Raw genomic sequence first — 14,700 nt, forward strand, 5'->3', positions numbered from 1 at the left:
GGGCGGCTGGCTGGGAAAGACCGGCGACGTACCGGGGTAGCCCCTTGGGCGCCTACAGGGTAGCCCGCAGGCCCACTAACAAGGTACGGGCCGTGGGGTAGGCCCCGGCATCGAGGCCGGCCTGCTGGTTGTCGGAGCCGGCGGAGCTGACGTTGGGGTCGTAGCCACGATATTTGCTAATTACCAGTAGGTTGTGTGCGCCCAGCCAGACCCGCACGCTGCGTGTTTCCCGCTCCCATACCTTATAGCTGAGCGTCAGGGCCGACAGCCGCGCGTGGTTGCCCGACTGCAGCGTGTAGTTGCTGAAAGCCGACACCTCGGAGCCGGCCGCGGGCACCTCGGCCGCTGGGTTGGCGGGCGTCCAGCGGGCGCGTATCCGCCCGGAGGCGTTGTTGTAGCCATTGGGGTCGTCGAGGTAAAGCAGGGCGGTATTCTGCACCTGGTAGCCCAGCATGGCATCGGCCTGCAGCTGGGCCTCCAGGCGGCCGAGCGTAAGCCGCTGGCTAAAGCTGAGCAGCTGCCGGGGCAGGCCACTGCCCAGCGGCTGGCGGTCCTGAAAATCGAGCTGGCCGTTGCCGTTGACATCCTCGTAGCGGAAGCTGCCATTGGCATCCAGGCCCTGGGTGCGGTAGCCGTAGAAGGTGCTCAGGGGCTGGCCGTCGAGGGTGCGCTGGTGGGTGAAAAAGTAAGCGGAAGTGCCTTGCTCGTAGCGGTTGCGGTTGGTAGCCGTCACCAGCCGGCTCACGCCCTGCAGCTTACCCGCTGTCCATATTCCTTGTAGCGTCAGCTCCAGACCCGAGTTGCGCAGGTAGTCATTGGGAGCAGGATCGTTCCAGCTCAGAAGGCCGGGTGCCCGACCCGTGCTGGCGGTGCGGCGCTTGTAGGCCTGGGCCGTTACGGTCAGGTGGTTGTTTAGGAGCCCGGCTTCAATCCCCACATCAATCTGCTGACTTTGCTCGGGTAGGAAAAGCGGGATTTGCTGGCTGCCGTTGCCCTGGCCGGGCACGAAAATCTGCAGGGAGTTGCGGCCCTGGTTGCCGGCGCCGGAGCTGCGCCCCCAGCCGGCCCATACATCCAGCCGGGCGGGCGCCGTGGCCCAGAACTTCTCCTTGGCCACGTGCCAGCGCACCTGCGCGCCCGGCAGCCAGTCCCAGCGGTCCTGGGAGGCAAACGTGCTGGAGCCGTCGCGGCGCAGGGTGCCCTGCACCTGGTAGCGCTCATCAAAAGTGTAGCTGCCCGTAAGCTGGTAGAAGCTCAGGGTAGCCTTCGACATGCTGGTGCTACTCCCGCGGTTGCCACCCGCCGTAGAGCCAGGGATGTAGCTGAACTGCTCGGCTGTAAACTCGCGGTACTGCTGCATGCTTTCCAGGCTGGCCGCTACGGCGTGCCGCTCACCGCCAATGGTGCGGGCGTAGCGCAGGGCCGGGTTGGCTATCCATTGGCGGTACGTGAACGTGAGGGAGCCATTTTCGCCGGCCGGAAAGTTGCTGAAAGCCGGCTGGTAGGAGCGGCTGCGCAGGGTAGCCCGCTCCAGATTGGCGCGCACATCCAGCGTAAGGCCCGTCACCAGCTCGTAGCGCGCCCCTGCCTGGGCCAGAAGCCGCTGCTGCTCGGGCGACTGGAAGCTTTGCCGGGCCTGGTCCACGGGGTTCACGTAGTAGCCGGGGTTGGGGTTGTCGGCCAGCGCCTGGGTAGGCGGGGCGAGCAGGGCGCTTTGCAGCGCGTAATAGTTTGGAATGCGCTGGGAGGTCTGGCTGAAGCTGCCGGTGGCATCTAGGCGCAGGCGCCGGCCAATTTGCTGGTTGAGGGCGGCGCGGGCCGCGTAGCGGCGCAGGCGCGAGTTGAGCATTACCCCCTCCTGGCCCAGATAGTCGGCGCCGGCGTAGTAGCGCGTGGCCGCCGTGCCGCCCGAAAGGCCCAGGTGGTGCTCCTGCACGGCAGCCGTGCGCAGCAGCTCGTTTTGCCAGTCGGTGCCGGCCCCGAGGGCGGCCAGCTGGGCAGGGCTGTACTCAAGGGGCCGCCCAATCCGTTGGGACACTTCATTGCGCAGGGTGGCGTACTCTCGGGCGTCGAGCAAATCGTAGTGGGTGCGGGCACGCTGTACGCCCCCGTAACCGGAGTAGCTCAGGCGCGGCTTGCCCACCTTGCCCCGGCGGGTGGTAATCCGGATAACGCCATTGAGACCCTGGGAGCCGTAGAGGGCTGTTTCGTACGCACCTTTCAGAATTTCTACCTGCTCAATATCCTCCTGAGGGATGCTCAGTAGCGGATTGTTATCCAGTTCCTGTACCTCGGCCGGCACCACACCTCCCGGCGAGTTTCTCGTGCCCAGCCGAAAGGTGTTCTGAAACACGGGCATACCGTCCACCACGTACAGTGGCTGGGCATTTGATGACAAGCTTGCTGCCCCCCGAATATGCACCGCCACCTGAGCCCCCGGCGCCCCGGAGTAGGGCGTAGCCTGCACCCCAGCTACTTGGCGGAGTTGCTCTTGGAGAGGGAGGTAGGATGTGAAGTCATATGATTTAACAGAAACACCGAATCCAACAGACACAAGCCGCCCCGAGATAAGAGGATAATCTACTTGTGGTATGCTGTCCGCTTTCGGTATTATTATCCTCACCCGCCGCGGAGCCAGCGTATCGGGCTGTTGGGCCTGGGCTGTGATTGAAAGCGGAAGAAACAAGCCGAGAGGTAATAGTCGAACCATATAGCAGGGGTAGGGAAGAAATCAGTCTCGAAGATAGATGCCCGGCGGCGGCCAATTCCATAAAGCTCAGCCAATAATTTCCCTTCCCCGCCAAACCCGTACTTTTGGCCCTACCCATCATTTCCTGCTGACTCCCGATGAACTTCGACCGGAAAGACTACTCCAACGACACCCTGCTTCACCTCTACCAGGGCCTGCTGAAACCGCGCATGATTGAGGAGAAAATGCTCATTCTGCTGCGCCAGGGCAAAGTAAGCAAGTGGTTTTCGGGTATCGGGCAGGAGGCTATTTCGGTGGGCAGCACCCTGGCCCTGGAGCCCGACGAGTACATTCTGCCCCTGCACCGCAACCTGGGCGTGTTTACGGGCCGCAACGTGCCTCTGGACCGGCTGTTTGCCCAGTGGCAGGGCAAAACCACGGGCTTCACCAAAGGCCGCGACCGGTCGTTTCACTTCGGTACCAACGAGCACCACATCGTGGGCATGATTTCGCACCTGGGCCCCCAACTGGCCGTAGCGGACGGTATTGCCCTGGCCGACAAGCTCGACGACCGGCCGAAAGTGACCATCACGTACTCGGGCGACGGCGGCGCCTCGGAAGGTGACTTCCATGAGGCTCTGAACGTGGCGGCGGTATGGCAGCTACCGGTCATCTTCATCATCGAAAACAACGGCTACGGCCTGAGCACGCCCTCCAACGAGCAGTTCCGCTTCCGCTACTTCGTGGATAAAGGCCCCGCCTATGGCATGGAGGCCGTGCAGGTAGATGGCAACAACGTGCTGGAAGTGTACGACACCGTGCGCCGCCTGGCCGAGGACCTGCGCCAGAACCCCCGCCCCGTATTGCTGGAGGCCCTCACCTTCCGGATGCGCGGGCACGAGGAAGCCAGCGGCACCAAGTACGTGCCCCAGGAGCTGTTTGAGCAGTGGGCGCAGAAAGACCCCGTTGAGAACTTCGAAAAGTGGCTGCTGCAGGAAGGCGTTCTGGATGAGGAAGCCCGCATGCGCTACCGCGAAACCATCAAGCGCGAAATTGAGGAAGGCCTGCGCATTGCCGATGCTACCCCCATGCCTACCGCCAACCCCCAGCAAGAACTGGCCGATATGTATGCGCCGGTTGGTGATAAGGTGAAAAGTAATGAGGTAACTAGTGATGAGGGGAGCCGGAACCAAGACACTTCATCACCCCATCACCCCATCACATCATCACCGCACACCGAAAAGCGCTACGTGGATGCCATTTCCGACGGGCTGCGCCAGAGCATGGAGCGCTACCCCGAGCTGGTACTCATGGGCCAGGATATTGCGGAGTACGGCGGCGTATTCAAGATTACCGAGGGCTTTGTGCAGCAGTTTGGCAAGGGCCGGGTGCGCAACACGCCCCTCTGCGAGTCGGCTATTGTAGGCGCGGGGCTAGGGCTGAGCATCAGGGGCAAAAAGGCCATGGTGGAAATGCAGTTCGCCGATTTCGTGACCTGCGGCTTCAACCAGATTGTAAACAACCTCGCCAAAAGCCACTACCGCTGGGGCCAGAACGCCGACGTGGTGGTGCGCATGCCCACCGGCGCGGGCACGGCCGCCGGGCCCTTCCACAGCCAAAGCAACGAGGCCTGGTTTACCCACACCCCCGGCCTGAAAGTGGTATTCCCGAGCAACCCCGTGGATGCCAAGGGGCTGCTCTGCGCCGCCTTCGAGGACCCCAACCCCGTTATGTACTTCGAGCACAAGCTGCTTTACCGCAGTATCACGGCGCCGGTGCCCGATGCCTACTACACCACGCCCATCGGGAAGGCAGCTTTGGTGCGCGAGGGTCAGGAAATGAGCATTATCACCTACGGGGCCGGCGTGCATTGGGCTTTGGCCCTGGCCGAGGAGGTAGGGCTTTCGGCCGACATCCTCGACCTGCGGACTCTGCTGCCCTGGGACACCGAGGCCGTGCGCCAGACCGTAGAGAAAACCGGCCGCGTCATCATTCTGCACGAGGACACCCTGATAGGTGGCCTGGGCGGCGAAATTGCGGCCTGGATTGCGGAGCACTGTTTCCGCCACCTTGATGCACCCGTGCACCGCGTGGCCTCCCTGGATACGGCCGTGCCCTTCGCGCCCCCGCTGGAAAAAGTGTTCCTGCCCCAGCAGCGCCTGCGCGAAACGGTGGCGAAACTGCGGAGCTACTAGCCCCTGAAATCCGTAATTTGCGCCTGCTGCCTTCCTGGGCAGAAAGTTGAATTCTACTCCGCATGAAGGTTTTTACTGCTTCCGGGTTGCGCCTGCCCCTGCTGGTGCTGGCGGTGCTGCTGGCTTCGGCCTGCCACCCCTACCGCATGCCCAGCCCGACGGGCCCACCCCAGCCCAAAGTCAAAAAAGCCAAAAACCCCGACAACCAGTCGGCCGACGGGCGGGCCCTGGACGTGGAAAAAGAGGCCGTAAAAACTCAGAAAAACAGCTACGATAAAAACGGCCTCCTGAAGAAGCCCAAGTACGAGCGCCGCCGCCTGAAGCACAAAGTGGGGCAGCGCAAATTCCTGGGCATCGTCCTTCCTGATTTTCTGCAGTAAGTTGGAGCCATAAACCGCCCGGCCCCACTGCCCACCAGAGGGTAGCCCTGCGTGGCGCTGGCCAAGGCTTGCTGCTTTCCGTAAGGGTAGGGGCGGCTGGCAGCAGTCTTGCTTTACTACCCGGCATCATCACCCTCTATTGTTTACTCCTATGCGGCGCTACTTCTTTATCGGAGCTTTTGTACTGGCGGGCCTGGCTATTGCCTCCGAGGCCCGGGCTCAGCTGGAATCTACTAGCCCGGCCCAGCAGCGGGCGGCCAACCGCCGCGCCCTGCGGGAAGCCGCGCGGGTTAAGGCAGAGTATAAAGAGTCGCACCTGACGGTAACCAAGGCCGAGCTCAAGCAGGGCGGCGCCGGCAAGCAGGCCACCATCAAACCCACGGGCGCGCAGGCTGCGTATCAGTTCGACCGCACCGGCACGCCGCGCGTCACCGAACCATCGCGCCTTAGTTTGCGTCTGCGAAAGAAGAAAGATTCCAACGCTCAGTAATTCCTTGCATCCATGACCCCCTGGCAACACCTAACCGAATCCGAGCAGCTCACCGACATCGTCCGCGAATCGTACGAGCACCCGGTTCTTATTTTCAAGCACAGTACCTCCTGCTCCATCAGCGCCGCCGCTAAAGGCAAGGTAGAGCGGCAGTGGGGCGACGCCGGGCTGGAGAGCACCAAGCTCTATTACCTCGATTTGCTGCGCTTCCGCCCCATCTCCAACGAAATTGCCGATAAGTTCGGTATCCGCCACGAGTCGCCCCAGTTGCTGCTCATCCAAAACGGTGAGTGCCGCTACAATGCCTCGCACATGGGCATCCGCCTCAACGAGGTAGCCCAAATGGTGAACGCATAGATAGATGAATAGTGACAGGTGAATGGGCTGGCAGCCGGAAATCTGCCGTACCGCTCAGGCCACCCGGGTCATCTAATCCGGCGTTCATCATCCTACCCCTGTCTGAAAACCAAAAGGGAGCCGGCGCACTGTTGTTGCGCCGGCTCCCTTTTGGTTTATGCGGTACTTTCAACCAGGTAGGGCAGGCAGCGGAAACGGGATGATACCAGTTGTCCGCCAGTCCGTTCCCCTCTTCACCATTCACCTCATCCCTTCATTCCCTCTTTACTCATAAAGGAACCGAACCTCCTGGCGGATTTCCGGGTTTAAGCTCAGGGCCACCGGGCAGGTGCGGGCGGCATTTTCCAGGATGGTCTGCTCCTTCTCTGTGAGGGTAGCGGGCAGGCGGAACGTAACGTCTATCTGCCCGATGCGGCGGGGTTCGGCCACCATGTGCTTGGTTACCTCCCAGCGTACGCCGGTCAGGTCCAGGGCGTGGCGCTCGGCCACAATGCCCATAATGGTCATCATGCAGGAGCCCAGGGCCGTTGCTACCAGGTCGGTGGGGGAGAAGGCCTCGCCCCGGCCGTGGTTGTCCACGGGAGCATCGGTCAGGATGGTATTGCCGGAGGCTACGTGGGTAGCTTCGGTACGCAGATTACCGGCGTATTGGGCGGTGGCAGTGCTCATAGGAAATCAAAATTAGCCAAGTGTATGCGGGTAAATTTACGTACTTTCGGTAGGGTTGACGGTCAGAAGCCGGTGCACCCGCAATTTCTCCACCGCCTCCTGCGTTTCTTCTCCGTGCGTACATCATTTGTCATGAGCTCCGGCCTGCTGTTGGCAGCACTGGGCGTGGTGCCGGCCGCGCAGGCCCAGCAAAGCCAGGCTACCTCTTCCAGCAACGACGAGCCTTCCTACCGCAAAGAGTTTACTTACGGCATCAACTTCAACACCCGCGGCGGCCTGATCGGGGGCGCTTCCGTGCGCTCTACCCGGGTGCTCAACCAGGACTGGGCCCGCTTCTGGAGCGTGGAGGCCGTGGAAATAAAGCACCCCAAGGAGCAGAAGCTTGGCTCGCGCTACGGGGGCTCATTCGTGTACGGCAAAAGCAATTACTTTTTTGCCCTCCGGCCTTCGGTGGGGCTGCAGCGCGTAATCTTTCGCAAGGCGCCCGACTCGGGGGTGCAGGTGAACGTGCTGGCTGGGGCGGGCCCTTCTATCGGCCTGCTCATGCCCTACTACATCAGCTACGACTATAGCAACGGCCGGACGGCGCCTACCACCGCCGACATTCATAACGAGCAGTACGACCCGGAAATTCACCGCGACCCGCTGGACTTGGTGGTAGATCGGGCCCCGTTGTTTTCCGGTGCCGGGCAAACCAAGCCTATTCTGGGTGCGCATCTGCGGGGTGCCCTCAGCTTTGAGTACGGGCGCTACCGTGATGCCGTAGCGGGCGTAGAGGTAGGGTTTCTGCTGGAGGCGTACACCAAGGACCCGGCCATCATCCGGGTAGCGCAGGTACCCGACAAAGACCTGAACGACCAGTTCCTGCCCTCCGTTTACCTGACTCTGTACCTGGGCAGCCGGAATTGAGGTAGGATGAGAAATTAGAGGGCATAGCAGCGGAGTAGATTACGGCTTGCCCTGTCCGTCATCTATAGTCCCTTATCTCTCGCTCTTTATCCTTTCATCCATGATCTATTCTTTTCCCTGAAACCACAAGGCCAGCGGAATTGTCTTAGGGGCTGAATACCCGCAACCTATTCCCCCTTACCTTTGCAGCATGGATGAACTGTTGCTGACCCTGCCCATCATTCAGCCCGAGGCGGCTGCCCCTGTTGCGCCCGCCAAACCGCGCAAGCCCGACTGGCTGCGCGTGAAGCTGCCAGTGGGCCCGGCCTACGCCAATGTCCGCCGCCTGGTGGACGAACATAAGCTGCACACCATCTGCGAAAGCGGCAACTGCCCCAACATGGGCGAGTGCTGGGGCGCCGGTACGGCTACCTTCATGATTCTGGGCAACGTGTGCACGCGCTCCTGCTCGTTCTGCGCTGTGGCCACCGGCCGCCCCACCGAGTACGACCTCGACGAGCCCCGCCGGGTGGCCGAAGCCATTCAGCTCATGGGCGTGAAGCACGCTGTTATTACCTCCGTAAACCGAGATGAACTCAAGGACCGGGGGGCCAGCGTGTGGTACGAGACTGTGGTGCAAACCAAGCTGCTCAGCCCCACTACCACCATCGAAACCCTGATTCCGGATGTGAAAGCCAACTGGGATGCCCTCGATACAATGATAGCCGGCGGCCAGGAGGTAGTATCGCACAACATGGAAACGGTGGGCAGCCTCTACCGCCTCGTGCGGCCCCAGGCCAAGTACGACCGTAGCCTGGAGCAGATCCGGCGCACTAAGCAGGCCGGCAAGCGCACCAAGTCGGGCATTATGCTGGGCCTGGGCGAAACCAAAGACGAAATGTACCAGGCCATGGACGACCTGGCTGCCAACGGCCTCGACATCCTGACCCTGGGCCAGTACCTGCAGCCCACCAAGCGCCACATTGAGGTAGCCGAATTCATTCACCCCGACCTGTTTGCTCACTACAAGGAAGAAGGCCTGAAGCGCGGCCTCAAGTACGTAGAAAGCGGCCCGCTGGTACGCTCCAGCTACCACGCCGAGCGCCACGTAAACGTACCCATCTAAGACTCATCAGATTACCACAACAGAAGGCCTGCTCCCTGCCCTGGGGGTAGGCCTTTTGCTGTTATAAGGGCATAAAAAAACCTGTCTCGCGCCACGCGAAACAGGTTTCTGAAAGCTTGCTGACCGGTTAGCGGCTGGCTTGCTCAGCTCCGGGAGGGTAGTTGCCCAGGATGCTGGTTACAATGCGCTGCACTTCAGGCTCCGAAATAGTCTGGTTATCTACCTGGGCCTGACCCTGGCCGCGCCAGGCTAGCTCCTTGCGGCGGGCATCCACGAAGTCGAGGATAACAGTGCCGGCTTTGTAATCTACTATGCCCTGGTTGAAGCCACGGTTGTAAAAGCCGCCGTAGCCGTACCAGTACGGGTAGCCGTAGGGGCCGTAAGCGCCGCCAGTGCTGCGCTGCTTGTCTTCCACGCGGGCACTGTAGGCCACAAACACATCGGGGTTTTTGTCAACCCTCGACAGTCCTTTGGCCGTGAGCTGCTGCTCCACGGCGGCCCGGATGCGCTTGTCCAGGAACGACTCGTAGCCCTTGGCCGGGCCACCCTCCGTATCGGTGGGCTGCTGCGGGTACCAGGCCCAGGTTTTGTAGCTGCGGAAGTTAACGGAGTGGTCGAAATCGGAGGTAACGCCCACGCGCGCCGTGGTGGCGCAGCCGCTGGCCCCCAGCAACAGGGTCAGCCCTAGCACCGACAGCGTCAGGGGACGGGTCAAGAATTTGGGAATGCGGTTCATAGGAAGAAATCAGTAGGGATGGATGCCCAGGCAGGGGCTGCAGTGCGCCGCTTCCTGCTCCCGGTCTGCTTAGTAAACAGTAGTCGCTCGCCGCTCGTTCCCGATGAAATAGACTGCATGCAGAATAATTATTCGAAGAATCCGACTTGGAAAATTCCTTTTCAGCTTAAAATCTCCCTATCTTTTGGGAGGCCTTTTTCTAGCTGATACTCAATGAAAAAAACTTTACTCTACCTGGGCATTGCCGGCTTGCTGGCTTCCTGCAGTGCCGCCAGCACTGAATCCCGCTCCAACAAAGCCTCCACGGGGCCCGTGGCCCACAACACCGTAGTGGAATGCGTACTATATGACGGTATGACCAAAACCTCGCCGCAACTGAGCACCATCAACTCGGGCAGCGAGGTGCAGGTGATGGACACAGTGGATGCCTACTTCGTGAAAGTGCGCGTAACGGCCGAGGGCAAAACCCAGAACGGCTACATGTACCGCACCTGCTTCGCGCAAAAGTAGCCGCGCCTACCCGTCGCACGCACCTATCGGACCACCACACGAAAAAAGGCCTGGAACCACTGGTTCCAGGCCTTTTTTCGTGTGGTGGTCCGTGCGTTAGTACGAAGGACCTTTATCAGTTTCTACCAGCTTCTCCTCGGCATCGGCGTACTGCTCCACGGGGGTGCAAGCGCAGATGAGGTTCCGGTCGCCGTAGGCAGAGTCGATGCGGGCCACGGCGGGCCAGAACTTGGCAGCGCGCACGTACTCGGTGGGGTACACAGCCTCTTCGCGGGTATAGGGGCGGTTCCAGTCGGCGGTGAGCACGGCTGCCGCGGTGTGCGGCGCGTGCTTGAGCAGGTTGTCTTTCTGGTCAGCGCGGCCTTCTTCCACGGCGGCAATTTCCTTGCGGATGCCAATCATGGCCTCAATGAAGCGGTCCAACTCTTCTTTGCTTTCTGACTCCGTGGGCTCCACCATCAGCGTGCCCGCTACCGGGAACGATACGGTGGGCGCGTGGAAGCCGTAGTCCATCAGGCGCTTGGCAATGTCCTCTACCTCAATGCCGGCCTTCTTGAACTGGCGGCAGTCCAGAATCATTTCGTGGGCGCAGCGGCCGTTGGCTCCGGTGTACAGCACGGGGTAGTGCGCTTCCAGGCGGGCCTTGATGTAGTTGGCATTCAGGATAGCCGTGCGGGTAGCCTCCGTCAGCCCCTCGCCGCCCATCATCGAAATGTAGGCGTAGCTGATCGGCAGAATGCTGGCCGAGCCCCAGGGAGCCGAAGTAACCGCGCCGGCCGTGCGGCCATCGGCATCCACCAGCACGTGGCCGGGCAGGTAGGGAGCCAGGTCGGCAACTACGCCAATGGGGCCCACGCCGGGTCCGCCGCCGCCGTGCGGGATGCAGAAGGTTTTGTGCAGGTTCAGGTGGCACACGTCGGCCCCGATGGTGGCGGGCGAGGTCAGGCCTACCTGGGCATTCATGTTGGCGCCATCCATATACACGCGGCCGCCGTGGTTATGGATGGTCTGGCAGATGTCGATGATGGTTTCCTCGTACACGCCGTGCGTGCTGGGGTAGGTTACCATCAGGCAGCTAAGCTTGTCGGCATACTGCGCAGCTTTGGCCTTCAGGTCCTCCACGTCGATGTTACCTTCCTCGGTGCTCTTTACTACCACTACCTGCATACCGGCCATAACAGCCGAAGCGGGGTTGGTGCCGTGGGCCGAAGCCGGAATCAGGGCTACGTTGCGGTGCTGGTCGCCGCGGGCATCGTGGTAGCCTTTGATGGCTAGCAGACCAGCGTACTCGCCCTGAGCCCCGGAGTTGGGCTGCAGGCTCACGGCGGCAAAGCCAGTTACTTCGCAGAGCCACGCTTCCAGGTCGCGGAAGATTTCGGCGTAGCCCTGGGCTTGCTCGCGCGGAGCGAAGGGGTGTAAACCACCGATTTCTGGCCAGGTCACCGGAATCATCTCGGCGGTGGCGTTGAGCTTCATGGTGCATGAGCCCAGCGGAATCATGGAGTGAGCCAGGCTCAGGTCCTTGTTTTCCAGCTGCTTCATGTAGCGCAGCATCTCGTGCTCGGAGTGGTGCGAGTTGAAGATGGGGTGGGTCAGGTACTCGCTCTTACGGATCAGCTCGTCCGTCCAGTTTACCGATACTTCGGAGGGTAGGGAAACCGCAGCTGCCTCTTTGCCCAACACCTTGGCAAACACGGCCACGATGTCCTGCACATCCTCGATTTCGGTGTTCTGGTTCAGAGAAATGCCTACCTGGTTTTCGCCGAAGTAGCGGAAGTTAATGCCAGCGGCTTCGGCTTCCTGACGGATGGCCTGCTGCAGCTCGGCGCTTTCCAGCTGGATATCCAGCGTGTCGAAGTAGTGCTCGTTGGTTTGCTCCAGGCCCAGGCCGGTGAGGGCGCCGTTCAGCGTTTGGGTCAGGGCGTGCACGTTGGCGGCAAACTGACGGATGCGCTGAGGGCCGTGGTACACGGCGTACATGCCGGCCAGCACCGACAGCAGCACCTGGGCGGTGCAGATGTTGGAGGTAGCCTTTTCGCGGCGGATGTGCTGCTCGCGGGTTTGCAGGGCCATGCGGTAGGCCTTGTTGCCGGCCGCGTCAATGCTCTGACCGATAATACGGCCCGGGATTACGCGCTTGAAGGCATCTTTGGTAGCCAGGAAACCGGCGTGCGGTCCGCCGTAGCCCATGGGTACCCCGAAGCGCTGGGAGTTACCTACCACGGCATCAGCACCCATTTCGCCGGGAGGCGTGAGTAGCGTAAGGGCCAGCAGGTCGGCGGCCACGGTTACAAACAGGTTGTTGTCGTGGGCCTTCGAGATGAAGTCGGTGTAGCCGTACACGGCACCATCGGCGGCCGGGTATTGCAGGATGGCTCCGAACAGCGACTCATCGGTGAGGTCAACCGTGCGGTGGTCGCCTACTACCAGCTCAATGCCCAGGGGTGTGGCGCGGGTGCGCAGCACGTCAATGGTTTGGGGCAGCACCTGATCCGAAACGAAGTAGCGGGTAGCGTTCTTCTTTTTGGTCAGGGAATGGAACATGTGCAGGGTCTCGGCGGCGGCGGTGCCTTCGTCGAGCAGGGAAGCGTTGGCAATTTCCAGGCCCGTCAGGTCAATTACCATAGTCTGGTAGTTGATGAGGGCTTCGAGGCGGCCCTGGGCAATTTCGGCCTGGTAGGGGGTGTAGGCGGTGTACCAGCCCGGGTTTTCCAGAATGTTGCGCTGGATTACAGGCGGCAGCTGGGTGTCGTGGTAACCCAGACCGATGTAGTTTTTGAACAGCTTATTCTGGCCGGCAATACGCTTGAACTTCGCCAAAAAAGCCCGCTCCGTGAGGGCAGCGGGCAGGTTCAGCGGCTTCTTCAGGCGAATGGCGGCCGGCACAGTTTCGTCGATGAGCTGGTCAATCGACTCCACGCCAATGGTGCGCAGCATTTCAGCTACCGCAGCTTCGTCGGGGCCATTATGGCGGTCCACGAATACATCGGCGGGCTTGGGTTGAAGCAACATAAAAACAAGGGTGAGGGTGGCAACAGAGCAGGCCCCTAGGCAGAGCCCATACAAAGGTAGCGCGAAAAGCCTTCACGCTTCCGCCCTAAAACCAGCAAAAGTTGAGGGTTGTTCCAAGGAGTTTTTTCGCTCCGGTTTATGAGCATCTGGCTTGTGGGTGCCCTGCCAGGATTTAGGGTTGAGAAGGGGGTAGAAAGCTCGCATTCTGGAGCTTCCGGTCCGGCGCCAAAGGGGCCGAACGATTGGTTTCGGGCTGGCTTCCAGCCGATGGGGTTTGGGCGAGGAAGGGGGTAGGCGAACGGCACGAATGGTGCGGGCGTCGGAGCAGCCGGGCGCTGGAGCGCGGCGGGCGGGGGCAAGCTCAAGATATTTTCCGCAGATTTAGGCCCGATTCCCACCCATTCCTACCCCCATGCGTCACCTTACCATTGGCCTGATCCGCGAAGGCAAAGTCCCGCCTGATAAGCGCGTGCCGCTCACGCCCAAGAAATGCGCCGAAGCCGAAGCCCGCTTTCCGGGGCTGAAAGTGGTGGTGCAGGAAAGCGCCATCCGCTGCTTTTCTGACCAGGAATACCGCGACCTGGGCATTGAAGTGCGCCCCGATGTATCGGACTGCGACATTCTGATGGGCGTAAAGGAAGTGCCCGTGGCCCAGCTGATTCCCGACAAAACCTACCTCTTCTTCTCGCACACCGTGAAAAAGCAGCCCGCCAACCGGGAGCTGCTACGCCAGGTGCTGGCCCGAAACATCACTCTGATCGACTACGAAATGCTCACGAATGAGCAGGGGGAGCGGATTGTGGCGTTTGGGCGCTGGGCCGGCATTGTGGGCGCTTACAACGGCCTGCTCACGTATGGTCGCAAGCACAACCTCTTCCAGCTGAAGCCTGCCTACCAGTGCGTGGATATGGAGGATATGCAGGAGGAGTTCTTCAAGGTGAAGCGCCTGCCGCCCATCAAAATTGCTGTAACCGGCTCGGGGCGCGTGGCCCAGGGCGCGGTGGAGGTACTGAACATGATGCGCATCCGGCGCGTGAGCGTGTATGACTACCTCTATCTGGAGTTTAACGAGCCCGTGTACACCCAGCTGCGCAGCTCCGACTACAACCGCCGCCGCGACGGCCGCGTGTGGGATACGCCCGACTTTCACCGCAACCCGCACGAGTACGAAAGCACGTTTCAGAACTTCCTGCCCGTTACCCATTTGCTGATTGCCTGTGCCTACTGGCACCCCGCGGCCCCGCGGCTGTTCACCGAGGACGACATCTGCCAGCCGGGCTTCTGCATCAATACCATTGCCGACGTAACCTGCGACGTAAACGGCTCCATCCCGACGACCAAACGGGCCAGTAGCATTCAGGAGCCAGCCTTCGATTACAACTGCCAGACCCGGGAGCTGGAGCCAGCGTATTCGCGCCCCGACAACATTACCGTCATGGCCGTGGATAACCTGCCCTGCGAGCTGCCCCGCAACGCCAGCCGTGACTTTGGCCGCCAGCTCATCGACAACGTGCTACCCCATCTGGTGCACGAAGGCGGTGCCGATGAGGTAGTAGAACGCGCCACCATTGCCCGCCATGGCCAGCTCACCGAGCGGTACCAGTACCTGACGGATTACGTGGCATAGTTATCCGAGTAAGAAAACTGT

The 14,700-nt window shown here is 61.1% G+C and carries 12 protein-coding genes; 8 read left to right on the forward strand and 4 right to left on the reverse strand.

The window, feature by feature from the left end; all coding sequences use genetic code 11:
• Positions 1-52: 52 nt before the first annotated feature.
• Positions 53-2,554 (reverse strand): SusC/RagA family TonB-linked outer membrane protein, encoded by a 2,502-nt coding sequence (locus FGZ14_RS16860; RefSeq protein ID WP_180754393.1) that lies wholly within the window; start codon positions 2,552-2,554, stop codon positions 53-55.
• Positions 2,555-2,847: 293 nt separating this feature from the next.
• Here FGZ14_RS16860 and FGZ14_RS16865 point away from each other — a divergent pair, with 293 nt between their 5' ends.
• The 4 genes from FGZ14_RS16865 to ytxJ all read left to right on the forward strand — a co-directional run bounded on the left by FGZ14_RS16865 (position 2,848) and on the right by ytxJ (position 6,111).
• Positions 2,848-4,884 carry a thiamine pyrophosphate-dependent enzyme gene (locus FGZ14_RS16865; protein ID WP_139925364.1) on the forward strand — a complete coding sequence of 679 codons (2,037 nt, stop codon included), beginning with the start codon at positions 2,848-2,850 and terminating at the stop codon, positions 4,882-4,884.
• 62 nt (positions 4,885-4,946) lie between these two features.
• Positions 4,947-5,264, forward strand: a complete 318-nt coding sequence (locus FGZ14_RS16870) for a hypothetical protein (RefSeq protein WP_139925365.1) — start codon at positions 4,947-4,949, stop codon at positions 5,262-5,264.
• A 151-nt stretch (positions 5,265-5,415) separates the two neighbouring features.
• Positions 5,416-5,754 (forward strand): hypothetical protein, encoded by a 339-nt coding sequence (locus FGZ14_RS16875; protein ID WP_139925366.1) that lies wholly within the window; start codon positions 5,416-5,418, stop codon positions 5,752-5,754.
• A gap of 12 nt (positions 5,755-5,766) precedes the next feature.
• Positions 5,767-6,111, forward strand: coding sequence for a bacillithiol system redox-active protein YtxJ (ytxJ, locus tag FGZ14_RS16880; protein WP_139925367.1), 345 nt, complete (start codon positions 5,767-5,769; stop codon positions 6,109-6,111).
• 264 nt (positions 6,112-6,375) lie between these two features.
• Here ytxJ and FGZ14_RS16885 read toward each other — a convergent pair whose 3' ends face one another.
• Positions 6,376-6,780, reverse strand: coding sequence for an OsmC family protein (locus tag FGZ14_RS16885; RefSeq protein ID WP_139925368.1), 405 nt, complete (start codon positions 6,778-6,780; stop codon positions 6,376-6,378).
• Positions 6,781-6,912: 132 nt separating this feature from the next.
• On the opposite strand from FGZ14_RS16885, the gene FGZ14_RS16890 reads away from it, so the two are divergent.
• Together FGZ14_RS16890 and lipA are read left to right on the forward strand one after the other, a co-directional pair.
• A complete protein-coding gene (locus FGZ14_RS16890; protein ID WP_139925369.1) occupies positions 6,913-7,689 on the forward strand; it encodes a hypothetical protein in 777 nt (258 codons plus the stop codon).
• A 202-nt stretch (positions 7,690-7,891) separates the two neighbouring features.
• Positions 7,892-8,794: a lipoyl synthase gene (lipA, locus tag FGZ14_RS16895; protein WP_180754630.1), complete on the forward strand. Its 903-nt coding sequence runs from the start codon at positions 7,892-7,894 to the stop codon at positions 8,792-8,794.
• Between the two features lie 127 nt (positions 8,795-8,921).
• Here lipA and FGZ14_RS16900 read toward each other — a convergent pair whose 3' ends face one another.
• Positions 8,922-9,530: a DUF4136 domain-containing protein gene (locus FGZ14_RS16900; protein WP_139925370.1), complete on the reverse strand. Its 609-nt coding sequence runs from the start codon at positions 9,528-9,530 to the stop codon at positions 8,922-8,924.
• Positions 9,531-9,743: 213 nt separating this feature from the next.
• Between FGZ14_RS16900 and FGZ14_RS16905 the strand changes: the two genes are divergently transcribed.
• A complete protein-coding gene (locus FGZ14_RS16905) occupies positions 9,744-10,040 on the forward strand; it encodes a hypothetical protein (protein ID WP_139925371.1) in 297 nt (98 codons plus the stop codon).
• 96 nt (positions 10,041-10,136) lie between these two features.
• Here FGZ14_RS16905 and gcvP read toward each other — a convergent pair whose 3' ends face one another.
• Positions 10,137-13,052: an aminomethyl-transferring glycine dehydrogenase gene (gene gcvP / locus FGZ14_RS16910; protein WP_139925372.1), complete on the reverse strand. Its 2,916-nt coding sequence runs from the start codon at positions 13,050-13,052 to the stop codon at positions 10,137-10,139.
• Positions 13,053-13,464: 412 nt separating this feature from the next.
• Here gcvP and FGZ14_RS16915 point away from each other — a divergent pair, with 412 nt between their 5' ends.
• The gene (locus tag FGZ14_RS16915; protein ID WP_139925373.1) at positions 13,465-14,679 is read left to right on the forward strand and encodes an NAD(P)-dependent oxidoreductase; all 1,215 of its coding nucleotides are present in this window, start codon (positions 13,465-13,467) and stop codon (positions 14,677-14,679) included.
• Positions 14,680-14,700: the final 21 nt, after the last annotated feature.

Source organism: Hymenobacter sp. DG01, from assembly GCF_006352025.1.
Lineage (GTDB): Bacteria > Bacteroidota > Bacteroidia > Cytophagales > Hymenobacteraceae > Hymenobacter.